Raw genomic sequence first — 23,351 nt, forward strand, 5'->3', positions numbered from 1 at the left:
GGTCTGTGAGCACAGCACCCGGCCCCACAGGACAGACAACCACCAGGACTGAGCCCGGATCGCCCGATCCGGAAGTGGTCCCCTCCGAGTCCGTGCGCGAGGAGTACGAGAACCTGGCCGACCTTGTCAGGAAGTACAGGTTTGCGTACTACCAGGAAGACGAGCCCCTGGTCTCGGACGCCGAATTTGACGACCTCTTCCGCCGACTGGAGGAAATTGAGGCCCTGCACCCGGAACTGGTGGCCAACGATTCCCCCACGCAGGAGGTAGGAGGCGAGGTCTCCGCCGCGTTCGCCGCCGTCGAACACCTGCAGCGCATGTACAGCCTTGAGGATGTCTTTTCCCTGGAGGAGCTGGAAGCCTGGCTCGCCAAGGCCGAAGCCTCCGTTGCAAAAATCGGCAACGGCACGGCCGGGCCTGCCTGGCTGACCGAACTGAAGATCGACGGCCTGGCCGTCAACCTGCTGTACCGCGACGGCAAACTCGTGCGCGCGGCCACCCGCGGTGATGGTTTCACCGGGGAGGACATCACGCACAACGTGCTTACCATCAAGGAGATCCCGCAGGAACTCAGCGGGACCGGCTTCCCCGCCGAAATGGAGGTCCGCGGTGAAGTTTTCATCCCGTCCAAGGCTTTCGCGGAATTCAACGAAGCCCTGATCGAAGCCGGCAAGGCACCACTGGCCAATCCACGGAACGCCGCTGCCGGCTCGCTCCGCCAAAAGGACCCCGCCGAAACCGCCAAGCGTCCGCTGCGGATGTTCGTCCACGGCATCGGTGCGCGCGAGGGCCTCGACGCGCTCAGCCAGTCGGAAACGTATGCCCTGCTGGAACAATGGGGCCTGCCCGTCAGCCCGTACTTCGAGGTCCTGGCCAGCCTGGCTGACGTCCTCGGCTTCATCAGGAAGTACGGTGACCAACGGCACAAGCTCCTCCACGAAATTGACGGCATCGTGGTCAAGGTGGACGACTTCGCCACCCAGCGCGCGCTGGGATTCACGTCGCGCGTACCCCGCTGGGCGGTGGCCTACAAGTACCCGCCGGAGGAAGTGCACACGAAGCTCCTGGACATCGCCGTCAATGTCGGCCGGACCGGGCGCGTCACACCGTTCGGCGTGATGGAGCCGGTCAAGGTGGCCGGCTCCACGGTGGGGATGGCCACGCTCCACAACCAGGACGTTGTGAAGGCGAAGGGCGTCAAGATCGGTGACATTGTCATCCTGCGGAAGGCCGGCGACGTCATTCCGGAAATCGTCGGCCCCGTGCTTGCCCTCCGGGACCAGCAGGATCCGCCGGTCCGCGACTTCGTGATGCCCACCGGATGCCCCTCCTGCGGAACGCCACTTGCCCCCGGAAAGGAAGGGGACGTGGACATCCGCTGCCCCAACGCCAGGTCCTGCCCGGCACAGCTCCGGGAACGTGTCTTCCATCTGGCCGGGCGCGGCGGGTTCGACATCGAGGCGCTCGGTTGGGAAGCCGCCATCGCCCTCACGCAGCCCGCCGAGCCCGATGTGGCTCCGCTGAGTACCGAAGCTGCCCTCTTTGACCTCACCCCGGAGTCCCTGGCGGATGTCCGGATCAGGCGTGAAAAGCGCTCCAAGGGCGTGGCCACCGGCGAGTTTGAACTGGTGCCGTACTTCTGGAGCAAAGGCACAGCCAAAACGCCCTCAAAGCCCACCGCCACCACCGATAAGCTCTTCCGGGAACTGGAGAAGGCCAAGTCTCAGCCACTGTGGCGGCTGCTGGTGGCACTCTCCATCCGGCACGTGGGCCCGCGGGCCTCCCGGGCGCTCGCGCAGGCCTTCGGCACCATGGACGCCATCCGGCAGGCCTCCGAGGAGGAACTCGCGCACGTGGACGGCGTTGGCCCCACGATCGCCGCAGCCCTGAAGGAATGGTTTGCCGAAGACTGGCACCTCGAAATCATCGACCGCTGGGCCGCCGCAGGGGTCCGGATGGAGGACGAACGGGACGAATCCATGCCGCGCACGCTGGAAGGCCTGACGGTGGTGGTCACTGGGTCGCTGCCGAACTTCAGCCGGGACGAGGCCAAGGAAGCCATCCTCCTCCGGGGCGGCAAGGCTGCCGGTTCCGTCTCCAAAAACACCAGCTACGTCGTGGCCGGCGAAAACGCGGGCACCAAGCTGGACAAGGCGGAGCAACTCGGGATCCCGGTGCTTGATGAGGACGCGTTCCGTGAACTCCTGGCCAACGGACCGGCAGCTGCTGCTGCTCCCGCCGAAACAGAGGCCGGCGACCCTGGCCAGGTGTCCGAATGAGCCGTCCGGACATCACCGCAGAACTGCTGGCGGTGGCCCGGCAGGCCGCGGCCGCAGGGGCCGGAGTCCTGGCGTCACGGAACGGGGATGCACTCGGCGTCAGCAACAAGGGCGACGCGGGGGACTGGGTCACGGCCTACGACGTCGCGGCCGAGGACGCGGTCCGCCGCGCCATCACCGCCGCGCGGCCACAGGACACCATCACCGGCGAGGAACACGGGACCACGCGCCCGGATGCGCCCAGCGGCTACCGCTGGTCCATCGACCCGCTGGACGGAACCACCAACTTCATCCGGAACATCGTCTACTACGCCACCTCGGTGGCAGTGGCCGATCCCGACGGCGTCTGGCTGGCCGGCGTCGTGCACGCACCGGCACTGGACCGCGTCTACTACGCCTCCCGCGGGAACGGCGCGTGGCTTGAGGCCCGGGGCCGGGTGACCCGGCTGGAGGGCCCGGTGGCCGGGCGCAAGGGCCAGATCCTTGCCACCGGATTCAGCTACGATCCCGCTGTCCGCGCACAGCAGGCCGCTGCCCTGGGCGGCCTGATGGACGGCTTCGCGGACGTCCGCCGCCTGGGGTCCGCTGCCCTGGACCTGTGCATGGTTGCCGACGGCACCCATGACGCCTTCGGCGAACGCGGCCTCAACGAACACGATTTCTCCGCCGGCGCGCTGATCGCAGAGGAAGCGGGCTGCTGGGTCCGGCGGCCGCGTCTGACCAGCCCGCTGCGGGGAGGTCCCAAGGACAGCGACCGGCTGGCGGCCTGGACCTGCGCCGCCAGCCTGGAACTGTCGGGCAAGTTTCCGCTGTGACCGGACGGCGCTGTGACGGAGTGATAGTTCAATCACGGAAAGCGTTCTTTCACACTCCGACGCGGGCGGACGCCACTAGCATTGTCAGGTGCAGCCGCAGATAACCATCCGTCCCGCCGTCGAGGCCGATTTTGACGCCATTGCCCGGATCACCAGGGACTCCTACCTGGCCGCGGGTTACTTCGACAGCCCCGACCACCCGTACATGCGGCAGATCCAGGAAGTCGCCGAACGGGCGGCGAAGGCCACCATCTGGGTAGCGGAGCGCGCCGGACAGGTGGTCGGCTCGGTGACCTTGGCTGTGGCAGGGGAACCGTATGCTGACATCGCCCTGGCCGATGAGCTGGAATTCCGCATGCTCGTGGTGGACCCGGCAGTGCAGCGCAGCGGGGCCGGCAAAGCCATGGTGGAAGCCATCATCGACCATGCCCGGTCCCTGGCCGGCATCAGCGCAGTGGCTCTCACCACCGGACGGACCTGGGAAAGCGCCCACGGGCTGTACCGGAAGATCGGCTTCCAGCGCGTCCCGGAACGTGACTGGTTCGTGCCCGGCACCGACATAAAGCTGCTGGTTTACCGGCTGGACCTCTAGCCGCCCTAGAGTGGTGCCGACTCATTTCAGGACTGAAAGGCCCACCATGCGCAAAACATTCGGCACCGGCTCCGTCTGGGAACAGACCCTCGGCTACTCCCGTGCCGTCCAGGTGGACAACACGCTGTACATCTCTGCCACAGCCGCCAGCGGCGAAGACGGCATCGTGGGCGAGGACTTCTACACCCAGACCCAGTACATCCTGCAGAAGCTCGGCACCGTCCTGGCGGACGCCGGGTTCAGCTTCGCCGACGTTGTGCAGTCCAAGCTCTACGTGACGGACATCAGCAAGTGGGAAGAAGCCGGCCGCGCGCACGGCGAAGTGTTCGGCGAGATCCGCCCCACCCTCTCCCTTGTGCACGTCCTGCCGTTCCTGGACCCGAAGATGCTCGTCGAGATCGAACTCGTCGCCCAAAAGAGCGCCAGCTAACCCACCCAGCACCCCGCGACACCCCGCGCGAACTGGCACGTAATCCCCTCAAATCCCCATTTTGAGGGTATTACCTGCCAGTTCGCGCCGGGGGAGGTCTACTTTAGCGGGGCGGGAGGCCGTAGCGGTGTTCCGGGCGGCCCGTGGTCCCGTAGCGCAGCTGGATGTCGACGGCGCCGTCGTCGGCCAGTGCCGACAGGTACCGTTGCGCGGTGGCCCGGGATACGCCCACGCGGGTGGCGACTTCGGCGGCAGAATACTGCTCACCCGGCACCAGCGATTCCAGGACTGCCGCTTCCGTAGCCGACCGGGGCCTGGCGGACGGCACCACGTCGCCGGGAATGAGCGCCCGCTTCGCGCGTTCCACCCCGTCCTGGTCCAGCGCGCCCGCCTGGCCCAGGATGCGCCGGTACCGGGCATAGGACCGGAGCTGCTGGGACAGCGATTCCGCCGTAAAGGGCTTGAGCAGGTAGCCCAGGGCTCCCCGCCGGAACGCCACCCGGAGGGACGCGGCATCTGACGCGGCGCTGAGGATCATGGTGTCCACATCCAGCTGCTGCAGCAGGTCCAGCCCCGACCCGTCCGGCAGGTAGACATCGAGCAGCACAAGGTCCGGGCGCAGGCTGTGGATCGCCTGCAGCGCCAGTGACGCCGAACCCACCGGCGAGAGCGCCAGGAAGCCCGCCACCGAATCCACGTACGCGGCGTGGAGCTTGGCGACGTGGAAGTCGTCGTCCACAATCAGCACCCTGAAATCCTCAGGCATCGTTGTCCTCTCGAGCTAAATCATTAATCCGCGCCGTGGTCCGCGGCAGTGAAGCCATAAAAACGGCGCCCGGTCCGCCGGCGGACCCCGGCTCCAGTACCTTGACGTCCCCGCCGCGGCGCCGGGCAAGCTGACGTGCCAGGGCGAGCCCCAGCCCCTGGCCACCGGCACGCGCCGGCACGGCCGCCCCGGCCGCCGTCGTGAATCCTTCCGCGAACACCGCTTCGGGGTCCGTCCCGCTGCCCAGCCCGTCGCCGGAGTCGGCGACGACGATGTGCAGGGTGCCGCCGTCGTCGCCCGGTTCATCCAGCACCTCCAGCTCCACCCAGCGGTCCGCCGACGTGCCGGCGACGGCGGCGTTCACGGCGTTGTCGATCAGGTTGCCGAGCACGGTGGTGACGTCCTGGGGTTCGGTGACCTGGCCCCGGACCAGCGTTTCCGGCCCGATCCGCAGCGTCACGCCGCGTTCGTCAGCCTCCACCCCCTTGGCTCCGACAAACGCCTGAAGGTAGGGATCCTGGAGCAATTCGGCCTGGTCCACCGGGAACTTCAGCGGGCCCGTTGCGGCCAGCCGCGCCAGGTACTCCCGGGCCTGCTGGTGCTGGCCGATGCTCATAAAACCAGCGATCGTGTGCAGCTGGTTGGCAAATTCATGGCGCTGGGCCCGCAGCGCCGTGGACATGGTGCCCACGGCATCCAGTTGCCGGGTGAGCTGCTGCAGTTCGGTGCGGTCCCGCAGCATCACCACCCAGCCCAGGTCCTCGCGCCGGTGCAGGGCCTTCCGGGCACTGGCCACCAGCACACGCCCGCCGGCCACCAGCTCGATGGCGTCCGCCTCCTCGGCGTCCGGCAGCGTCAATGCCGTCAGCTGGCCCGGCACGGGTGCGTCCGCCCACAGCGACCCGGCCAGGTCGGGCTGCCCCAGGAGCCGCTGGGCCGCGGCGTTGAACACGCTGATCCTGCCGTCCGCGGACACGCCGATCACGCCGTCGTCCACGCCCTGCAGCACGGCCACCTGGTCGTGGACCAGGGTGCTGATCTCCTCCGGTTCCAGCCCCAGCGTCAGCCGCTGCAGCCTCCGCCGCAGGAGGAAGGACGCCAGGACTCCCGCCAGCAGGGCCCCGGCAGCCGTAACGGCAACAGGCCCGATGTCCCGTTGCACGCTCTGGCCCACCGTTTCCATCGAGTAGCCCACACTGACCTCGCCCACCACGGTGTCCGTGCCGGGCGCGTAGACCGGAACCTTGGCCCCGGCCGACGGGCCGAGCGTGCCCGTGTTGCGGGTGGTTACCTCCCCGCCGGCCAGCGCTTCGGTGGGATCCGTGCTGACTTTTTCGCCCAGGCGGGCCGGGTCCGGGTGGGCGAGCCGCAGGCCGGTTTCGTCGGTGATCACCACAAAAAGTGCCCCGGTCCTTGTGCGTGCGGCTTCGGCGGCGGCCATCAGGGGCCCGGCGGCGAGTTCCCCGGGCGGGGGAGTGCCGGCCTGCTGGCTGATGGCCAGCACCTCGCCGCGGACGGACGGGTCCGAGGCCACAGTCCGTGCCAGCGTCAGGGCCTGGTTTTCGGCCTCCCGGCCGATCCTGTCGTAGGTCAGCCAGGCGTGGACCACAGCACTGAGCAGAACCACCAGAAGAACCACCCCCAACTGCAGTAGCAGCGTCTGGGTGGAGAACCGCAACGGCGGACGGGACGCGGAACGCTGCATAATCCTCCTTGATTCACGGGTGTGGCTGGCTGGCGGAAGGCCGTGAGCACAATGCGCAAAATGCTCGCAATAAGCAGTATGCCAATCAATTGAGGCAAAGGCACAGCGGTGACGGCCGCCACTATAACGTCTGTAGCACGCGTCACACCGTTGTGTCGCCGTTCACACGAAGGAGCCGGCCGTGCTGGTATTACTTGGATTCGCAATGATCGCGGTATTCATGGTGCTGATCATGACGAAGAAGTTGACGCCAGTACTGGCGCTGATCATCGTCCCCACCGTTTTTGGCCTTTTTGCAGGCGCTGGGCTTGGCATCGGGGACATGGTCCTGGACTCGATGAAGTCCATGACGTCCACCGCAGCCCTGCTGATGTTCGCCATCATCTACTTCGGCCTGATGATCGACGTCGGGCTGTTTGACCCGCTGGTGAAGTTCATCCTCCGCAAGCTCGGCAACGACCCCGCCAAGGTGGTCCTCGGCACCGCAATCCTGGCCGCCGCAGTGTCCCTCGACGGCGACGGTTCCACCACCTTCATCCTTACCACCGCGGCCATGCTGCCCGTGTACCTGCGCCTGAAGATGAGCCCGGTGGTCCTGACCTGCGTGGCCGGCCTCGCCAACGGCACCATGAACATCCTGCCGTGGGGCGGCCCCACGGCCCGCGCCGCCACCGCCCTCAAGCTGGACGTGAACGACGTCTTTGTTCCCATGATCCCGTCCCTCATCGCCGGCCTCGTAGTGGTCTTCGCCTTCTCCTGGCTGCTGGGCCTGCAGGAACGCAACCGCCTCCGCGCCACCGCACCGGAAATCTGGGGCGTCCCGGATACCGCTGAAGAGTTCGACGGCGGCACGGCCGCTCCCTCCGCCGGAACCGGACGCACGGTGTCACGTACCCCCGCAACCGGAAGCCCCGCTGTTTTGTCCCCGGAGGGGTCCTCCGTTGCCGTCCTGGAACGCACGGAAACCCTCGTGGACGACCACGACTCCGCCATGGCCGATACGGCCCTTGACCCCAACCGCTCCACGCTCCGGCCCAAGCTGTTTTGGTTCAACCTGGGCCTGACCGTCGCCGTCATGGTGATGCTGGTGGCTGACCTCGTGCCGCTTCCGTTCGTCTTTATGGTCGGCTCGGCCATCGCCCTCGTGGTGAACTTCCCCAAGGTCAAGGAGCAGGGCGCGCAGCTGATCGCCCACGCGCCGTCCATCGTGGCAGTGGTCAGCATGGTCATGGCAGCGGCTGTCCTGACCGGTGTCCTCAAGGGCACCGGGATGGTGGAAGCAATGTCCGCGTGGCTGGTCCAGATCATCCCTTCCGACATGGGCCCCTTCATGGCCGTGATCACCGGCGTGCTCAGCATCCCGATGACGTTCTTCATGAGCAACGACGCCTTCTACTTCGGCGTCCTTCCCGTGCTGAGCGAAACCGCTGCGCATTACGGTGTCAGCGCCGCCGAAATGGCCCGCGCCTCCATCACCGGCCAGCCGTTCCACCTGCAGAGCCCGCTGGTTCCGGCCATCCTGCTCCTGGTCTCGCTGGCCAAGGTGGACCTGGGCGACCACCATAAGAAGGTGCTCTGGCGCACAGCCGTCATCTCCCTCGTAATGCTTGGCGTGGGAATGCTGACTGGAGCCATCGGAATCGGTTAGTCTTGTCCTGCCTGTGGCTGGCCCTCGTGGCCGGGACCACGGCACCGACGTGCCCGTCTGACGCCCGCTGGGGGTCGTCAGACGGGCACCGACGTTTCCCCACTAGACTGGTTCGGAAAACAATCCGAACTTGCAGGGGAGATCCATGGCTGCGATCAACCGTGACGACGTCGCGCACCTCGCGCGGCTCGCTCACATCGAAATGAGTGCTGACGAGCTGGACAGGATGGCCGGCGAACTCGCCGTCATCGTTGATTCAGTGAAATCCGTGAGTGAAGCCGCCGGCGACGACGTCCCGGCAACCTCCCACCCGATCCCGCTGACGAACGTGTTCCGCGAGGACGTTGTGGGCCACACCTTCACGGCGGAGCAGTCCCTGAGCGGCGCCCCCGACGCATACGAAGGCCGTTTCAAGGTTCCGGCCATCCTGGATGAGGACTGACACATGACTGACACCAACGAACTCATCCGCCTCTCCGCGGCCCAGCTCGCCCAGAAGCTTGCTGCCGGGGAGGTTACCTCCGTCGAGGTCACCCAGGCCTACCTGGACCGTATCGCAGCAGTCGACGGCGGCCCCCGCGGCGTACACGCCTTCCTGCACGTCAACACCGAGGAGGCGCTCGCCGTCGCCGCCGAAGTTGACGCCATCCGCGCCGCCGGCGGCGCCGCCGCCGAAGGGCTCCACGAACTCGCGGGCGTGCCCATCGCCGTCAAGGACCTCATCGTCACGGTCGGCCAGCCCACCACGGCCGGCTCCAAGATTCTCGAAGGCTGGCACAGCCCGTACGACGCCACGGTCGTCAAGCGGCTGCGCGATGCCAAGATGCCCATCCTGGGCAAGACCAACCTGGACGAATTCGCCATGGGTTCCTCGACGGAACACTCGGCCTACGGCCCCACCCGCAACCCGTGGGACCTGGACCGGATCCCGGGCGGCTCCGGCGGCGGCTCGGCAGCCGCCGTCGCTGCCTTTGAAGCACCGCTGGCCCTCGGCACGGACACCGGCGGATCCATCCGCCAGCCCGGCGCCGTCACCGGCACCGTGGGCGTCAAGCCCACCTACGGCAGCGTTTCCCGCTACGGCGCCATCGCGATGGCCTCCTCGCTGGACCAGATCGGCCCCGTGTCCCGGACTGTCCTGGACTCGGCGCTCCTGCACCAGGTCATCGGCGGCCACGACCCCTATGACTCCACGTCCCTCCCGGACCCCCTTGAGGACCTCGTGGCCGCCGCACGGCTGGGCAACGTGGACGGCATGAAGATCGGTATCATCAAGGAACTCCACGGCGAGGGCTACCAGGCCGGCGTCGAGAACCGCTTCAACGAATCGCTGGAGCTGCTCAAGCAGGCCGGCGCGGAAATCGTTGAGGTGTCCTGCCCCAACTTCAAGTACGCGCTCGGCGCCTACTACCTGATTATGCCCTCGGAGGCCTCCTCCAACCTGGCCAAGTTCGACGGCGTCCGGTACGGCCTGCGCGTCCTGCCCAAGGATGCACCGCTCACCATCGAGCGCGTGATGGGTGCCACCCGCGCGGCAGGCTTCGGCGACGAGGTCAAGCGCCGTATCATCCTGGGCACCTACGCGCTGTCCGCCGGCTACTACGACGCCTACTACGGCTCGGCCCAGAAGGTCCGCACCCTGATCCAGCGTGACTTCGAGGCAGCGTTCGCCCAGGCGGACGTGCTGATTTCCCCAACGGCCCCCACCACGGCCTTCAAGCTGGGCGAGAAGCTGAACGACCCCCTGGCCATGTACCTGAACGACGTCGCCACCATTCCGGCCAACATGGCCGGCGTCCCGGGCCTGTCCCTGCCCGGCGGCCTGGCGGACGAGGACGGCCTGCCCGTCGGCATCCAGCTGCTGGCCCCGGCCCGCCAGGACGCACGCCTGTACCGGGTGGGTGCTGTCCTTGAATCCCTGCTTGAGGCCCAATGGGGCGGACCGCTCCTGGCCCAGGCCCCGGCTCTGGCCACCTCGGTGGTCGAGCCTGTCGAGACCCTCGAAACCCAGGAGGCAAAATAATGAGCGTTGACGCAACCCTGAGCTTCGAAGAGGCCATGGAGAAGTACGATCCCGTCCTGGGGTTCGAGGTCCACGTGGAACTCAACACCAAGACCAAGATGTTTTCCTCGGCCCCGAACGTCTTCGGCGACGAGCCGAACACCAACGTCAACGAGGTGGACCTCGGCATGCCGGGCGTGCTGCCCGTGGTGAACCGGACCGCGATCGAGTCTTCCATCAAGATCGGCCTCGCGCTGAACTGCAAGATTGCCGAGACCTGCCGTTTCGCCCGGAAGAACTACTTCTACCCGGACACCCCGAAGAACTTCCAGACGTCCCAGTACGACGAACCCATCGCGTACGACGGCTACCTGGACATCGAGCTGTCGGACGGCACCGTTTTCCGTGTTGAAATCGAGCGCGCCCACATGGAAGAGGACGCCGGCAAGCTGACGCACATGGGCGGCTCCGCGGGCCGCATCCAGGGTGCCGACTACTCGCTGGTGGACTACAACCGTTCCGGTGTTCCGCTGGTGGAGATCGTCACCAAGCCAATCCAGGGCGCAGGAAGCCGTGCCCCCGAGCTGGCCAAGGCCTACGTCGCCGCTGTGCGTGAGATCGTCAAGAACCTCGGCGTCTCGGACGCGAAGATGGAGCGCGGCAACGTGCGCTGCGACGCCAACGTGTCGCTGCGCCCGCACGGCCGCGAACGTTTCGGCATCCGCTCGGAAACGAAGAACGTGAACTCGCTGCGCGCCGTCGAACACGCCGTCCGCTACGAGATCCAGCGCCACGCCGCCGTCCTGGACTCCGGCGAGCCTGTCATCCAGGAAACGCGCCACTGGCACGAGGACACCCGCTCGACGACGTCGGGCCGGGCCAAGTCCGACGCCGACGACTACCGCTACTTCCCCGAGCCGGACCTGGTGCCGATCGTCGCTTCCCGCGAATGGGTGGAGGAACTGCGCGCCACCCTGCCGGAGCCGCCGGCCGAGCGCCGCAAGCGCCTGCAGGCCGACTGGGGCTACTCGGACCTGGAATTCCGCGATGTGGTCAACGCCGGCGTCATGGACGAGATCGAGGAAACCATCGCCGCCGGAGCCACCGCCACGGTGGCCCGCAAGTGGTGGATGGGCGAGATCGTGGGCCGCGCCAAGAACGCCGACGTCGACCCCGGCCAGCTGGGCGTCGAGCCCGCCACCATCGTTGAGCTGAACAAACTGGTGGAAGACGGCAAGATCAACAACAAGATGGCCACCGCGGTCCTGGACGGCGTCCTCGCCGGCGAGGGCACCCCGGCAGAAATCGTCGAAAAGCGCGGCCTGGCCGTGGTTTCCGACGACGGCCCCCTCCTCGAAGCCATCGACGCGGCACTCGCCGCCCAGCCTGACGTCGCGGACAAGATCCGCGCCGGCAAGCTGCAGGCCATCGGCGCGATCGTGGGCGGCGTCATGAAGGCCACCCGCGGCCAGGCCGACGCCGGACGCGTCAAGGAACTGATCCTGCAGAAGCTCGGCGTCGAAAGCTAGGCAGCCTGTTTTAACCCAACTGGGTCGCAGTTAATGTCGTTATGAGCGCTCATCACGACATCTACTGCGACCCAGTTTTGATCAAGTAGTACTCACATTCCACAGGCCGCAAACTACCCGTGTTCAGCGGCGGTTCGCGGTTCTACACTGAAGATCCAGGGCACAGGAGCCCTGTCTGCGCAGTGGGAGGAATGGCCATGTCGGTCCGGGAACCGTTGAGAATCCGCAAGGCGCTGCTGGCGGGTGTGGTGGCACTTGCCCTGACCGGCACAGGCGTCGCGATCGCCTGGTCCGCCACGGACACGCCGTCGCCGTCTCCCTCGGAATCCGCCCCCGGAAAGTCCGACAAGGCCCAGCGCCCCCAGCACCTGCACAGCGAGAGCGTGGTGAAGAAGGCGGACGGGACGTTCGAAACGGTCCTGAGCCAGCAAGGAACCGTGGAGTCCGTCAGCGAAACCTCGGTCACAGTGAAAAGCGAGGACGGCTACACGCAGACCTATGCAGTTAAAGCCGAAACCAAGGTCATAAAGTTCCCTGCCCCGGCCGCTGACGGAACCCCGGCAAAGGGCGACGACGGCAAGCGGCTGAAGCCCTCAGATGTCACCATCGCCGAGATCGCCACGGGTGAGACGGTCAGGGTTTCCGGCGTCAAGAGCGGCGACTCGGTCACGGCCAAAAGGATCGTGGAAGGCGCGGGAACCGGCCATGGACTTGGACTCGGGAAAGGCCTGGGCAAGGGCCACGCCAAAGCACACGGCCACGGCAAGCCATCCGCAAAGTAGGTGGCAGCAGGTGTCCCGTTGAGCCCTCATAACGACATCTGCTGCGACCCAGTTGGGCCCTGTTCCACCAGCCCGGTCATGATCGCCTGCAGCGCCTCGCACACAATCATCACCGAGCGGCGCTTCAGGTTCTCAGGGCGGGCGAGGATATCGATGCGCCGCCGGGTGCTGATGCCCTCGAGCGGCCGCAGCACAATGCCTGGATTCAGGACCGGCCGCGCCGTATGCCGCGGCAGCAGGCCCACCACGCCGCCCGCCGCCACCAGCGCGGCCACGGTGGAGTAGTCGTTGATCCGGTGGACGATGTTCAGTTCCTTGCTGGAGACGGCCGCGACGGCGGACAGGACGTCCGCGGGGGAGTAACCGGTGTGGCTGGTCACCCAGGCTTCCCCCACGACGTCGGCCGCGGTCACTGTGTCCTGGCCGGCCAGGCGGTGGTCCGCCGGGAGGGCAACATCCAGCGGTTCGTGCGCCAGCGGGATCACGGCCACCCGCTCCGCCGGCCACCGCGGACTGTGGTCCATACGGTGCGCGAGCACGAGGTCGTACCGGGCCGTCAGGGCGGGAAAGTCGTGCTGCGCCACGTCCTCGTCGGAAAGTTGGATCTTCGGCTGGCCCGGCGCGTCCAGCATCCGCGCAAGCGGCGCGAACAGCGCCTGGCCCGCACTGTGGAACCCGCTGAGCGTCACCGGCGCCACCGGGGATCCGTGATAGGCGCCGATCGCCGTCCGGGCGTCCGCCATGGCGCTGACGACGGCGGCACCGGCGTCGGCGAGGACCTGGCCGGCTTCGGTGAGCACCAGGTTCCGGCCCTCCTTCCGCGTCAGCGGAACCTCGACGTTGCGCTGCAGCAGGGACAGCTGCTGGGATACGGCGGAGGGCGTGACCATCAGCGTCTCGGCCACAGCCTTGACGCTGCCCAGGGCTCCAAGCTCGCGGAGGATTTCCAGCTGGTGAATTTCCATTCGCCCAGTCTATGCATAAGCAAACACTTCATCGTCGATTGAGAAAATACTGCTTGTGCTAATGCTTCGAAGTGGCTCTAATGAAGGAAGATCTCCGCCCGCGTCACGCGAGGTGGCCGCCCTGCAGTGAGGAAGCCCATGAAGGCGCTCTACAAGTCCGGCGCACACGCCGGGTTCGAACTGGTTGACCGCCCGGAACCCGAAACGGGCCCCAATGACGTCAAGATCCGCGTCCTCACCACCGGCATCTGCGGAACCGACCTGCACATCCAGTCCTGGGACTCCTGGGCCCAGGGGATCATCCAGGCTCCGCTGATCGCCGGCCACGAATTCTTTGGCGAAGTGGTGGAGACCGGCGAGGACGTCCGGGACGTCAAGATAGGTGACCGCGTGTCCGGCGAAGGCCACGTGGTCTGCGGGATCTGCCGGAACTGCCGTGCCGGCCGCCGGCACATGTGCATCCACACCGTAAGCGTCGGGGTGCAGCGGGACGGTGCCTTCGCCGAGTACGTGGTCATCCCCGAAACCAACGTCTGGGTCCACCACGATCCCTCCATCACTCCGGAGCTTGGCGCCATCTTCGATCCGTTCGGCAACGCCGTACACACCGCCCTCAGTTTTCCGCTGGTGGGCGAGGACGTCCTGATCACCGGGGCCGGCCCCATCGGACTGATGGCCATCGCCGTGGCCCGCCATGCCGGTGCGCGGAAGATCGCCATCACCGATGTGTCACGGCCGCGGCTTGAACTGGCGCGCCGGCTGGGCGTGGACCTGGCCATTGACGTCTCCACCACCCGCGTCAAGGATGCCCAGCGTGAACTCGGCATGCGCGAGGGCTTTGACATCGGCATGGAGATGTCGGGCCACCCCACGGCGCTGCCTGAGATGATCGAGAACATGAACCACGGTGGCCGCATCGCCATGCTCGGCCTGCCCAGCCAGGACATCACCATCGACTGGGGCAAGGTGGTCACGCACATGCTGACCCTGAAGGGCATCTATGGCCGGGAAATGTACGAAACCTGGTACGCCATGAGCGCCATGCTGTCCTCCAACCCGGTGCTGCACGCCGGCATCTCGGCCGTGGTCACGGACAGGCTTCCCGCCCGGGACTGGGAAAAAGGCTTTGACATTGCCCGCGCCGGCGTCGGCGGAAAAGTTGTCCTCGACTGGACCGAACTCTAAGGAGCACCATGTACACCTCCATCAAGGACCAGCTGCAGTCAGAGCTGGACGAGATCCGCACCGCGGGGCTCTTCAAGACCGAACGGAGCATCAACTCCCCGCAGTCCAGCCACGTCACCGCCGGGCAGATCGGCCAGCCAGGCTCCACCGTCCTGAACTTCTGCGCCAATAACTACCTGGGCCTGGCCGACCACCCGGACATCATCGCCGCAGCCAAGGAAGCCATGGACACCCGCGGCTTCGGCATGGCCAGTGTCCGCTTCATCTGCGGCACCCAGGACCTGCACCTGGAGCTGGAGGCCCGCGTTTCCCGGTTCCTCGGGACCGAGGACACCATCCTGTTCTCCAGCTGCTTTGACGCCAACGGCGGGGTTTTCGAATCCCTCTTCGGGCCGGAGGATGCCATCATCTCCGACGCCCTCAACCACGCCTCCATCATCGACGGGATCCGGCTCTGCAAGGCCCAGCGCTTCCGCTACGCCAACCAGGACATGGCGGACCTCGAGGCCAAGCTTGTTGAAGCGAAGGATGCCCGCCGCAAGATCATCGTCACCGACGGCGTGTTCTCCATGGACGGCTACCTCGCGCCGCTGGAGGCCATCTGCGACCTCGCCGAGAAGCACGATGCCCTGGTGATGGTGGACGACTCCCACGCCGTCGGGTTCATGGGCGCCACCGGGGCCGGAACCCCCGAGCATGCAGGCGTGTCCTCCCGCGTGGACATCTACACCGGGACGTTCGGCAAGGCACTCGGCGGTGCGTCCGGCGGCTACGTGTCCGGCCGGGCCGAAGTGGTGGCCATGCTCCGCCAGAAAGCACGCCCGTACCTGTTCTCGAACTCCCTTGCTCCCGCGATCGTCGCCGCCACCATCAAGGCCCTGGACCTGGTGGAGAACTCCGGTGACCTGCGGACCCGGCTGTTCGAGAACGCCCGGCTGTTCCGCCGCCGGATGTCGGAGGAAGGCTTCGAACTCCTGGACGGCGAACACGCGATTGTCCCGGTGATGTTCGGGGACGCCGTGATGGCCGCCAAGGTGGCCGACCAGATGCTGCAGCACGGCGTCTTCGTCACGGCGTTCAGTTTTCCGGTGGTCCCGCGCGGTGCCGCCCGGATCCGGGTGCAGCTTTCCGCATCACACTCAGCGGACGACGTCGAAGCGTGCGTGGGCGCATTCGTCGCCAGCCGTGCCGCGGTAGCAGGCTGAACCCCTCCGGCTAGGCGCTGCCGGCCAGGCCCGGCGCGGCAGTACATCAACTCTGCAAGGATGGAGCCATGGCAGCTCAATACGATGTCCTGATTGTCGGCGGCGGCATTGCCGGACTGTCCCTCGCTTCCGCGCTCGCCGGCAGCTGCAGCGTGGCGCTGGTGGAGGCGGAGCAGGAGCTGGCGTACCACACGTCCTCCCGCTCCGCCCGGCAGCTGATCCCCAGCTACGGTCCCGCCGTCGTGCAGGAACTGACGGTCCGGACGCTGGAACTGATAGCCGGGCGGGACGCCGAACTGCCCCGGCCGGTACTGTCGCCGCGCAGCTTTATGCTCATCGGCACGGAGGAGTCCGTCCGCGCAGAGGCCAGCGGCCACATGCGCGCCATCTCCGTTGCGGAGGCGCACGAGCTGTGCCCCGCGCTGGCGCCCGACTCCTTTTCCGCCGCCGGCCTGGACACCGGGTCCTTCGGCTGCGACGCCCCGCTGCTGCTGGCCGACCACCGGCAGCGGGCGGAAGCCGCCGGCACCGACATCATCACCGGTGCCCGGGTGTACTCCGCCCAGCGGCTTGGCACAGGATGGGAAATCGGTGCCGGGCAGGAGGCCTTCCAGGCCGGGGTCATGGTCAACGCCGCCGGCGCCTGGGCCGACGAACTAGCCGTCATCAGCGGCGTGGAGAAGCTCGGGCTGCAGCCCTATCGGCGCACCGCGGCGATTGTCGACGTCGATCATCCGCTGCCTGAGGGAAGTCCCATGGTGGCGGCAGCGGACAACACGTTCTACTTCCGCCGCGAGGGATCCGCCGCCCTGATCTCGCCGTCGGAAACGGTCCCCAGCGGGCCGGAAGACGCCAGGCCGCGGCCCGGCGACGTCGAGCGCCTGGTCGCGAAGCTCAACCAGGTGACCACCTTAGGGATCCGCGGAATCCGCAGTGCCTGGACCGGGCTCCGGACCGAAGCGGCCGACGGCGTCCCGGTGGCAGGGTTCGACGCCGAGGCGCCCGGGTTTTACTGGCTCGCCGGGCAGGGCGGTTACGGGTTCCAGACCTCGGCAGCCATGGCCGAACTGGCAGCCGCGCAGATCCTCGCAGGGCACGGTGCAGCGCAGGGCGTCGACGCGGGCAGTCCGGCATCCCGGACAGCGGAGGCGCTGGCCGCCACGCGCTGGTCCATCCGGCGCTGAAGAATGGTCTCATGAGCACACTGATCACCAACATCGCCGAACTGATGACCCAGGACCTGGAACACCGGGTCCTAAAAAACGCGGCCATGGTGATCGAAGGGGAACGCATCGCCTGGCTCGGCCCCGCCGCATCAGCGCCCGCGGCCGATGACACCGTGGACGCCGGCGGCCGGGCGGTGCTGCCGGGCTGGGTTGATTCCCATACGCACCTGGTCTTCGCGGGGGACCGCACCGCCGAGTTCGAAGCCCGGATGGCGGGGGAGGCCTACGCGGCCGGCGGAATCGCCGTGACGGTGGACGCCACCCGGCGCACGTCCGACTTCGACCTCACCAGGCTGGCCCTGGCGCGGGTCTCCGAGGCCGTCTCGCAGGGCACCACGTACCTCGAAACCAAGACCGGCTACGGGCTGGACACCGAGCATGAGGCCCGCAGCGCCCGGATCGCCTCCACGGTGGCCGACGAAGTCACCTACCTCGGCGCCCACCTGGTCCCGGCAGGATCCGATGCCGATGCCTACACCAACCTCGTGTGTGGGCCCATGCTGGACGCGGTCCGCCCCTATGTCCGCTGGGCGGACGTGTTCTGCGAGGAAGGTGCCTTCACCGCGGAGCAGTCCCGCAGTGTGCTCCAGGCCTGCCGGGACGCGGGCCTGGGCATCCGCGTCCACGGCAACCAGCTGGGCGAGGGCCCCGGCGTGCAGCTGGCGGTGGACCTCGGTGCGGCGAGCGTGGACCACGTCAACTACCTGTCCGCCCAGGACGTGGCAGCACTGGCCGAAAGCTGGACCGGCTGGGACCCCGCAACGGGCACCGGCGCCCGGGGAACCGTGGCCACGTGCCTTCCGGCGTGCGACCTGTCCACCCGGCAGCCGCTGGCCCCGGGACGTGCTCTGCTGGATGCCGGTGTGCAGGTGGCTCTGGCCTCCAACTGCAACCCGGGCACCTCCTACACCAGTTCCATGGCGTTCAACGTGGCTACTGCCGTGCTCCAGATGCGGCTCAGCGTCCACGAAGCGGTCCGGGCCGCAACATACGGCGGCGCGCTGGCGCTGCACCGGGACATCGGGAACGACGCCGACGGCGAACGGGCGGTGGGCTCACTCGCCGTCGGACACCGGGCCGACGTGCACATGCTCAACGCGCCGTCCGCCACGCATCTCGCCTACCGCCCGGGCATGCCGCTCACGTACGCTGTGTGGCGGGCGGGTGTACGGGCACGCTAGAGCCGGCTCACTTTTTGACGTTTAGTGATTGATTTGGTCTGATATGATCATAAAGCGTCATTATCTGGTGACTGTTTGATCGCTGAGAGGCCCCCATGACCCGTACCGACCGCCTGACGGCCATCCTGGACATCCTCGCCAAAACCGGCCAGGTGGAGGTCGAGGAGATCGTCTCCCAGCTTGCGGTGTCGCCCGCGACTGCCCGCCGCGACCTGGACAGCCTGGCCAAGCGACGGCTGCTGACCCGCACGCGGGGCGGCGCCACCACCGGCGCCCTCGCCTACGACCTGCCCGGTCGCTACAACCGCGACGACCACGCCGAAGCCAAGGAAGAGATTGCCCAGGCCGCTTCAGCGCTGATTTGGCCCGGGGCCGTGATCGGCCTCTGCGGCGGCACCACCAGCACCGCCCTGGCCCAGATCCTCGCAACCCGCGAAGACCTCAACGCCCCGGCCAACCAGCCCACCCTGACGGTGGTCACCAATGCCATCAACATCGCCTCGCAGCTGGCCGTCCGGCCCAACATCAAGGTCATGGTGACCGGCGGGATCCTGAATCCCCGGTCCTACGAGCTCGTCGGGCCGTACACGGACATCATCATGCAGAAGGTGGTCCTGGATATCGCGTTCATCGGCGTGAACGGCATCGACCCCGAGGTTGGTCCCACCAATACCGGGGAAGGCGAGGCCTCCGTGAACGCTCTGCTGGCCAGCCGGGCGCGGGTCTCCTACGTGCTGGCGGATTCGTCCAAGGTGGGTATCCGGGCCTTCGCCACCATGGACGGGTACGACTTCACCCGCCTCATCACCGACGCCGGGATTTCAGCCGAGGACAAGGCCGCGTTCGAGGCCAACGGCACCGAAGTGATCGTGGCGCCGCACTAAAGCACCGCTAGAACACCATGGGCGGTGCGTCCAGGACGGTCTCGTCCACCCGGCGGTCCACCCACTGGCTGAACGGAATGTCCAGCTCATACTTCTCCGCGTCAGTGCGCACCAGGGTCCGCACCGCGGCGTTGTCCGGGTTGTTGAGGGACTCAAAGTACTCCACGGACCAGTGGAACCAGCGCATGCAGAACAGCCGCATCGTCAGCCCGTGGGTCACCAGCAGGGTGTTGGGGGCATAGTCCGGCTTGGACCAGTGCCGGTAAAGGGTTTCCATAAAAGAGGAGATCCGGTCGTAGACATCGGAGCCGGACTCGCCCTCGCGGAAGCGGTAGAAGAAGTGGCCATAGGCGTTGCGGAGTTCCTTCTGATCCTCGATCTCCCCGCTGATCTGGAAGTTGGCCCAGTCCTGTTCGCGGAGCCGAGGCTCTTCGATCACCCGTTCCGTGAGGCTGCCAAGGTTGAGCGCCTCCAGCGTCTGGTACGCCCGAAGGTACGGCGACACGTAGACGCAGACCTGGCGGCCGTCCAGCTCCCGGCGGATCCTTTCACCGGCCGCCGCGGCCTGTTCCACGCCCAGGGGGGTCAGCGGGATGCGGTAGTCGGGCACGCGGTTGTAGATGGACGTGTCCGCGTTGGCCATGGACTGGCCATGCCGGATCATGATGATTTTCCCTGGCGCGCTCATAAGGCCCAAGCATAAGTCCTGGGCCAGGCCCTGCCCGGCGGCCCAAATCAGGAAAGAACCAGAAACTGCAGGCAAGATGGGAACATGCTGGTTCCCTCCCGCCGTCGGCTGCGGCTCGAAGTCTGGATTGTCCTGGGCCTGTCCCTGGGGCAGTCGGCCGTCTATTCAGTGGTGCAGCTGCTGGACAAGATGACCCGTGCCCCGCTGGCCGAAGGCACCTCGACGCTGAACCGTTCGCAGAGCAGCCGGGAATACTTTGACCTGACCTACCAGCTGCTGGACATCATCTTTGCGCTGGTTCCGGTGCTCCTGGTCATCTACTTCCTCACCGAGCACCGGCAGTCCACATCCGGGGCGCCGCAGGGCGGTTCCGCGTTCCGGAAGCTCGGCTTCGACTTCGCCAGGCCGGGCCGTGACCTGCTGCAGGGGCTGGGGCTCGCCGCGCTCATCGGCATCCCGTCGCTGGGCCTCTACGCTGCGGGCAGGGCGCTGGGAATCACCACCGCCATCATCCCCAGCGCACTCGATTCGTACTGGTGGACCGTCCCCGTCCTGATCCTGTCTGCCGTGCGGCACGCCGTGGTGGAGGAGGTGATCGTGGTGGGGTATCTCCTGGACCGCTTCGGGAAGTTCGGCTGGAGCATGCCGCTGGCGATCTTCGCCAGCTCCATGCTGCGCGGCAGCTACCACCTCTACCAGGGCTTCGGCCCGTTCATCGGCAATGCCATCATGGGGGTGGTGTTCGCCTGGCTGTACACAAAAACGCGTCGGGTGATGCCGCTGGTGATCGCGCATGCCCTGCTGGACATCGTGGCTTTCGTTGGCTTCAGCCTGTTCGGCAAGGCCGTCGGCCTCGGGTAGGGCTGGGTTACCTGGGCCAGGCCCGGGTTAAAGGGATTCGGCCGCCATCGGTGGGTGGCATCGTTGGCACCCGCTGATGGCGGCCGAAGTATTGACGAAGCAATCAGATGGTGACTGCTCCGGAGGCGGTTTCGAACGTGACGGACAGGATGCCGGGGGTCCCGTGCGGAGCCACCCAGTCAACGGCGACGTCCTCAAGCGGCTTCTCCACCGGTTCGCCCAGCCATTCGGTCACCCGTGCTGCCGAACCGGCGATGGTCAGGCAGGACATCTTGACGTTGCTGTCGTAGGCGTTGGACGGGTGGAGGGCGGGATCGCCTTCCCACTTGAGCATGTACGGAACCTGCGGGTCCGCGATCAGGCCCAGGATGCCGATCTGCTTCCAGACCAGTTCGCGGCCGTCCGGGAACTTGCGGTTGCCGTTGACGGCGGACCGGCCCAGGCGTTCTTCGAACGGGGCGAGGTCGTCCACTTCGACGCACCAGCCCATCCAGCCGCCGCCGGCCGCGGAACGGGCACGGACTGCCTGTCCGAACGGCGCCTTGTCCGATGCCGGGTGGTCAAGCACCTCGACTACTTCCAGATATTTGTGCCCGGCGAGCGGGATGATCATGTTCCGGGTTCCGAAACGGGGGTGCACTCCACCCTTTACGGCTTCGACGCCGAGGGCGGACGAAATACGTTCGGTGGTGGCAGCCAGGCCATCGTGTTCACAGGCGTAAGAGACGTGATCCATGCGCATGCCCTCATCTTGGCACTTTGTGATCCGGCTCTCAGCTAAGGGTACCCTTACCTAATTTGGCGTACGTCACGAGTGGACATCGTCCCTTCCGCGGCCCCCTGGAAGCGCCCGCTGACCATGTTCGTCACAATGCTGTTGCCCGTCGCGGACGGGTTCCTACACTGAACGCAGGTCATGAGTGCCAGCGACAGCCCCGGCTTGCTGGCCGGCAACCCTCCTTCCGCGGTGGGGTGCCCCGGGTGAGGACCTGGCTGTCCGGCAACGGCCGGACGGCAAGCGCGGCCCGTGGTGCTCCCAGCATGCCCGGGCCCACGTCAAAGGAGCCTTGAATGTCCAACGGATGGTCTTTTGAAACCCGCCAGATCCACGCCGGCCAGGAGCCGGACAGCGCCACTGGGGCGCGTGCGCTCCCGATCTACCAGACGACGTCGTTCGTCTTCCCCAGTGCTGAAAGCGCCGCCAACCGCTTCGCGCTCGCAGAACTGGCGCCGATCTACACCCGCATCGGCAACCCCACGCAGGACGCCGTGGAACAGCGGATCGCCAGCCTTGAGGGCGGGCTCGCGGCCCTGCTCCTGAGCTCGGGGCAGGCAGCCGAAACCTTCGCCATCCTGAACATCGCGGAGGCCGGGGACCACGTGGTGGCCAGCCCCAGCCTCTACGGCGGAACCTACAACCTGCTCGCCCACACGCTGAAGAAGTTCGGCATCTCCGTGACCTTCGTGGAGGACCCGGACAACCTGGACCACTGGCGGGACGCCGTCCAGCCCAACACCAAGCTGTTCTTTGCCGAGGTGGTGTCCAACCCGCGCCAGGACGTGCTCGATATTGAAGGGGTGTCCCGGACTGCCCACGAGGCCGGCGTCCCGCTGGTGGTGGACAACACGCTCTCCACCCCGTACCTGATCCGGCCGCTGGAGTGGGGCGCCGACATCGTGGTCCACTCCGCCACGAAATACCTTGGCGGGCACGGCGCGGCCATCGCCGGGGTAATCGTGGATTCGGGCAACTTCGACTTCGGCAAGGACCCGGAACGGTTCCCCGGCTTCAACACCCCGGACCCCACCTACAACGGTCTGGTCTACGCCCGCGACCTTGGCGCCGGCGGAGCCCTCGGCGCCAACCTCTCCTACATCCTCAAGGCCCGGGTCCAGTTGCTCCGTGACCTTGGCTCCGCCGTCTCGCCCTTCAACGCCTTCCTGATCGCGCAGGGCCTGGAGACACTGAGCCTGCGGGTGGAACGGCACGTTGCCAACGCCGTCGCCGTGGCGCAGTGGCTGGAGGCCCGTGACGACGTCGAATCGGTCGCCTATGCCGGGCTCCCGTCAAGCCCCTGGTATGAGCGCGGACGCAAATACGGGCCGTTGGGTACCGGCGCGGTGGTGGCCTTCAACCTGGCCGGCGGGGCCGAAGCGGGGAAACGCTTTGTGGATGCCCTGGAGCTGCACAGCCACGTGGCGAACATCGGTGACGTGCGCTCCCTGGTCATCCACCCGGCGTCGACCACGCACAGCCAGCTCTCCGCGGAGCAGCAGGCGGTTGCGGGCGTGACGCCGGGCCTGGTGCGCCTGTCCGTGGGGATCGAACACATTGACGACATTCTGGCCGACCTGGAGGCCGGATTCCGGGCAGCCAAGGCGGCAAAGTAGGGCGCCGGTCCGGACCGGCCCAGCCTCGGGGAGTCATAAACCAGTCACACTCTTAGCCATACACGGGGGCGGTTTCGTACACTCGGAGGAGGTCATGAGTGCCAGCGACAGCCCCGGCTTGCTGGCCGGCAACCCTCCTTCCGCGGTGGGGTGCCCCGGGTGAAGACCTGGCCTGCCGGTCACTTGACGGCGGGCAAGCGCGTAGAAAAGGTCTCCA

21 protein-coding genes and 2 riboswitches are annotated in these 23,351 nt (G+C 67.0%); of the genes, 16 read left to right on the forward strand and 5 right to left on the reverse strand.

Annotation, left to right across the window (positions count from 1 at the left end; translation table 11 throughout):
- Positions 1 to 5: 5 nt before the first annotated feature.
- The 4 genes from ligA to ABV518_RS19030 all read left to right on the forward strand — a co-directional run bounded on the left by ligA (position 6) and on the right by ABV518_RS19030 (position 4,116).
- Complete coding sequence (gene ligA / locus ABV518_RS19015) at positions 6 to 2,279, forward strand: NAD-dependent DNA ligase LigA (RefSeq protein WP_367770192.1); 2,274 nt, start codon at positions 6 to 8, stop codon at positions 2,277 to 2,279.
- Positions 2,276 to 3,094, forward strand: coding sequence for an inositol monophosphatase family protein (locus ABV518_RS19020; RefSeq protein ID WP_131132566.1), 819 nt, complete (start codon positions 2,276 to 2,278; stop codon positions 3,092 to 3,094). The genes ligA and ABV518_RS19020 overlap by 4 nt, the downstream gene beginning before the upstream one ends.
- Before the next feature lie 88 nt (positions 3,095 to 3,182).
- Positions 3,183 to 3,686, forward strand: a complete 504-nt coding sequence (locus ABV518_RS19025) for a GNAT family N-acetyltransferase (RefSeq protein WP_367770195.1) — start codon at positions 3,183 to 3,185, stop codon at positions 3,684 to 3,686.
- 46 nt (positions 3,687 to 3,732) lie between these two features.
- Positions 3,733 to 4,116, forward strand: a complete 384-nt coding sequence (locus ABV518_RS19030) for a RidA family protein (protein WP_367770198.1) — start codon at positions 3,733 to 3,735, stop codon at positions 4,114 to 4,116.
- Positions 4,117 to 4,219: 103 nt separating this feature from the next.
- On the opposite strand, the gene ABV518_RS19035 is transcribed toward ABV518_RS19030, so the two are convergent.
- Positions 4,220 to 4,882: a response regulator gene (locus ABV518_RS19035; protein ID WP_367770201.1), complete on the reverse strand. Its 663-nt coding sequence runs from the start codon at positions 4,880 to 4,882 to the stop codon at positions 4,220 to 4,222.
- Positions 4,875 to 6,587: an ATP-binding protein gene (locus ABV518_RS19040; RefSeq protein ID WP_367770203.1), complete on the reverse strand. Its 1,713-nt coding sequence runs from the start codon at positions 6,585 to 6,587 to the stop codon at positions 4,875 to 4,877. Before ABV518_RS19040 ends, ABV518_RS19035 begins: the two co-directional genes overlap by 8 nt.
- A 181-nt stretch (positions 6,588 to 6,768) precedes the next feature.
- Between ABV518_RS19040 and ABV518_RS19045 the strand changes: the two genes are divergently transcribed.
- The 5 genes from ABV518_RS19045 (at position 6,769) to ABV518_RS19065 (ending at position 12,548) form a co-directional block, all read left to right on the forward strand.
- Entirely contained in the window at positions 6,769 to 8,235 is a 1,467-nt protein-coding gene (locus tag ABV518_RS19045) for a CitMHS family transporter (protein ID WP_367770205.1), read from the forward strand.
- A gap of 145 nt (positions 8,236 to 8,380) precedes the next feature.
- Positions 8,381 to 8,677 carry an Asp-tRNA(Asn)/Glu-tRNA(Gln) amidotransferase subunit GatC gene (gene gatC, locus ABV518_RS19050; RefSeq protein WP_131132561.1) on the forward strand — a complete coding sequence of 99 codons (297 nt, stop codon included), beginning with the start codon at positions 8,381 to 8,383 and terminating at the stop codon, positions 8,675 to 8,677.
- A gap of 3 nt (positions 8,678 to 8,680) precedes the next feature.
- Positions 8,681 to 10,258: an Asp-tRNA(Asn)/Glu-tRNA(Gln) amidotransferase subunit GatA gene (gene gatA / locus ABV518_RS19055; RefSeq protein WP_367770208.1), complete on the forward strand. Its 1,578-nt coding sequence runs from the start codon at positions 8,681 to 8,683 to the stop codon at positions 10,256 to 10,258.
- Positions 10,258 to 11,766 (forward strand): Asp-tRNA(Asn)/Glu-tRNA(Gln) amidotransferase subunit GatB, encoded by a 1,509-nt coding sequence (gene gatB / locus ABV518_RS19060; protein WP_367770211.1) that lies wholly within the window; start codon positions 10,258 to 10,260, stop codon positions 11,764 to 11,766. The genes gatA and gatB overlap by 1 nt, the downstream gene beginning before the upstream one ends.
- 197 nt (positions 11,767 to 11,963) lie before the next feature.
- Positions 11,964 to 12,548, forward strand: coding sequence for a hypothetical protein (locus ABV518_RS19065; RefSeq protein WP_367770214.1), 585 nt, complete (start codon positions 11,964 to 11,966; stop codon positions 12,546 to 12,548).
- 26 nt (positions 12,549 to 12,574) lie between these two features.
- On the opposite strand, the gene ABV518_RS19070 is transcribed toward ABV518_RS19065, so the two are convergent.
- A complete protein-coding gene (locus ABV518_RS19070; protein ID WP_367770217.1) occupies positions 12,575 to 13,513 on the reverse strand; it encodes a LysR family transcriptional regulator in 939 nt (312 codons plus the stop codon).
- Between the two features lie 138 nt (positions 13,514 to 13,651).
- Here ABV518_RS19070 and tdh point away from each other — a divergent pair, with 138 nt between their 5' ends.
- From tdh to ABV518_RS19095, 5 genes are all read left to right on the forward strand, one after another.
- Complete coding sequence (gene tdh, locus ABV518_RS19075) at positions 13,652 to 14,698, forward strand: L-threonine 3-dehydrogenase (protein WP_367770221.1); 1,047 nt, start codon at positions 13,652 to 13,654, stop codon at positions 14,696 to 14,698.
- 8 nt (positions 14,699 to 14,706) lie between these two features.
- The gene (locus tag ABV518_RS19080; RefSeq protein ID WP_367770224.1) at positions 14,707 to 15,903 is read left to right on the forward strand and encodes a glycine C-acetyltransferase; all 1,197 of its coding nucleotides are present in this window, start codon (positions 14,707 to 14,709) and stop codon (positions 15,901 to 15,903) included.
- A gap of 68 nt (positions 15,904 to 15,971) precedes the next feature.
- Positions 15,972 to 17,087, forward strand: coding sequence for an NAD(P)/FAD-dependent oxidoreductase (locus tag ABV518_RS19085; protein WP_367770227.1), 1,116 nt, complete (start codon positions 15,972 to 15,974; stop codon positions 17,085 to 17,087).
- 11 nt (positions 17,088 to 17,098) lie between these two features.
- Complete coding sequence (gene hutI / locus ABV518_RS19090) at positions 17,099 to 18,310, forward strand: imidazolonepropionase (RefSeq protein ID WP_367770230.1); 1,212 nt, start codon at positions 17,099 to 17,101, stop codon at positions 18,308 to 18,310.
- A gap of 95 nt (positions 18,311 to 18,405) precedes the next feature.
- Positions 18,406 to 19,194: a DeoR/GlpR family DNA-binding transcription regulator gene (locus ABV518_RS19095; RefSeq protein WP_131132552.1), complete on the forward strand. Its 789-nt coding sequence runs from the start codon at positions 18,406 to 18,408 to the stop codon at positions 19,192 to 19,194.
- Between the two features lie 7 nt (positions 19,195 to 19,201).
- On the opposite strand, the gene ABV518_RS19100 is transcribed toward ABV518_RS19095, so the two are convergent.
- On the reverse strand, positions 19,202 to 19,882 hold the full coding sequence (locus tag ABV518_RS19100; protein ID WP_131132551.1) for a histidine phosphatase family protein: 681 nt from the start codon (positions 19,880 to 19,882) through the stop codon (positions 19,202 to 19,204).
- An 84-nt stretch (positions 19,883 to 19,966) separates the two neighbouring features.
- Between ABV518_RS19100 and ABV518_RS19105 the strand changes: the two genes are divergently transcribed.
- Positions 19,967 to 20,743, forward strand: coding sequence for a CPBP family intramembrane glutamic endopeptidase (locus ABV518_RS19105; protein ID WP_367770234.1), 777 nt, complete (start codon positions 19,967 to 19,969; stop codon positions 20,741 to 20,743).
- A 103-nt stretch (positions 20,744 to 20,846) separates the two neighbouring features.
- On the opposite strand, the gene ABV518_RS19110 is transcribed toward ABV518_RS19105, so the two are convergent.
- Positions 20,847 to 21,485, reverse strand: coding sequence for a VOC family protein (locus ABV518_RS19110; RefSeq protein ID WP_131132549.1), 639 nt, complete (start codon positions 21,483 to 21,485; stop codon positions 20,847 to 20,849).
- 170 nt (positions 21,486 to 21,655) lie between these two features.
- Positions 21,656 to 21,770: riboswitch (SAM riboswitch) on the forward strand.
- 44 nt (positions 21,771 to 21,814) lie between these two features.
- Here ABV518_RS19110 and ABV518_RS19115 point away from each other — a divergent pair.
- Positions 21,815 to 23,134: a bifunctional o-acetylhomoserine/o-acetylserine sulfhydrylase gene (locus ABV518_RS19115; protein ID WP_367770237.1), complete on the forward strand. Its 1,320-nt coding sequence runs from the start codon at positions 21,815 to 21,817 to the stop codon at positions 23,132 to 23,134.
- A gap of 90 nt (positions 23,135 to 23,224) precedes the next feature.
- Positions 23,225 to 23,340: riboswitch (SAM riboswitch) on the forward strand.
- The last annotated feature ends 11 nt before the right edge of the window (positions 23,341 to 23,351 follow it).

Origin of the sequence: Arthrobacter sp. HS15c (assembly GCF_040812005.1) — a bacterium.
Classification (GTDB): domain Bacteria; phylum Actinomycetota; class Actinomycetes; order Actinomycetales; family Micrococcaceae; genus Arthrobacter.

What these genes read in the sequence shown, in the direction of transcription:
- ABV518_RS19020 (WP_131132566.1), top strand. Translation starts at nt 2,276, where the DNA reads ATGAGCCGTCCGGACATCACCGCAGAACTGCTGGCGGTGGCCCGGCAG.
- ABV518_RS19030 (WP_367770198.1), top strand. Translation starts at nt 3,733, where the DNA reads ATGCGCAAAACATTCGGCACCGGCTCCGTCTGGGAACAGACCCTCGGC.
- ABV518_RS19035 (WP_367770201.1), bottom strand. Translation starts at nt 4,882, where the DNA reads ATGCCTGAGGATTTCAGGGTGCTGATTGTGGACGACGACTTCCACGTC.
- ABV518_RS19040 (WP_367770203.1), bottom strand. Translation starts at nt 6,587, where the DNA reads ATGCAGCGTTCCGCGTCCCGTCCGCCGTTGCGGTTCTCCACCCAGACG.
- gatC (WP_131132561.1), top strand. Translation starts at nt 8,381, where the DNA reads ATGGCTGCGATCAACCGTGACGACGTCGCGCACCTCGCGCGGCTCGCT.
- gatA (WP_367770208.1), top strand. Translation starts at nt 8,681, where the DNA reads ATGACTGACACCAACGAACTCATCCGCCTCTCCGCGGCCCAGCTCGCC.
- gatB (WP_367770211.1), top strand. Translation starts at nt 10,258, where the DNA reads ATGAGCGTTGACGCAACCCTGAGCTTCGAAGAGGCCATGGAGAAGTAC.
- ABV518_RS19065 (WP_367770214.1), top strand. Translation starts at nt 11,964, where the DNA reads ATGTCGGTCCGGGAACCGTTGAGAATCCGCAAGGCGCTGCTGGCGGGT.
- ABV518_RS19070 (WP_367770217.1), bottom strand. Translation starts at nt 13,513, where the DNA reads ATGGAAATTCACCAGCTGGAAATCCTCCGCGAGCTTGGAGCCCTGGGC.
- tdh (WP_367770221.1), top strand. Translation starts at nt 13,652, where the DNA reads ATGAAGGCGCTCTACAAGTCCGGCGCACACGCCGGGTTCGAACTGGTT.
- ABV518_RS19080 (WP_367770224.1), top strand. Translation starts at nt 14,707, where the DNA reads ATGTACACCTCCATCAAGGACCAGCTGCAGTCAGAGCTGGACGAGATC.
- ABV518_RS19085 (WP_367770227.1), top strand. Translation starts at nt 15,972, where the DNA reads ATGGCAGCTCAATACGATGTCCTGATTGTCGGCGGCGGCATTGCCGGA.
- hutI (WP_367770230.1), top strand. Translation starts at nt 17,099, where the DNA reads ATGAGCACACTGATCACCAACATCGCCGAACTGATGACCCAGGACCTG.
- ABV518_RS19095 (WP_131132552.1), top strand. Translation starts at nt 18,406, where the DNA reads ATGACCCGTACCGACCGCCTGACGGCCATCCTGGACATCCTCGCCAAA.
- ABV518_RS19100 (WP_131132551.1), bottom strand. Translation starts at nt 19,882, where the DNA reads ATGAGCGCGCCAGGGAAAATCATCATGATCCGGCATGGCCAGTCCATG.
- ABV518_RS19105 (WP_367770234.1), top strand. Translation starts at nt 19,967, where the DNA reads ATGCTGGTTCCCTCCCGCCGTCGGCTGCGGCTCGAAGTCTGGATTGTC.
- ABV518_RS19110 (WP_131132549.1), bottom strand. Translation starts at nt 21,485, where the DNA reads ATGCGCATGGATCACGTCTCTTACGCCTGTGAACACGATGGCCTGGCT.
- ABV518_RS19115 (WP_367770237.1), top strand. Translation starts at nt 21,815, where the DNA reads ATGTCCAACGGATGGTCTTTTGAAACCCGCCAGATCCACGCCGGCCAG.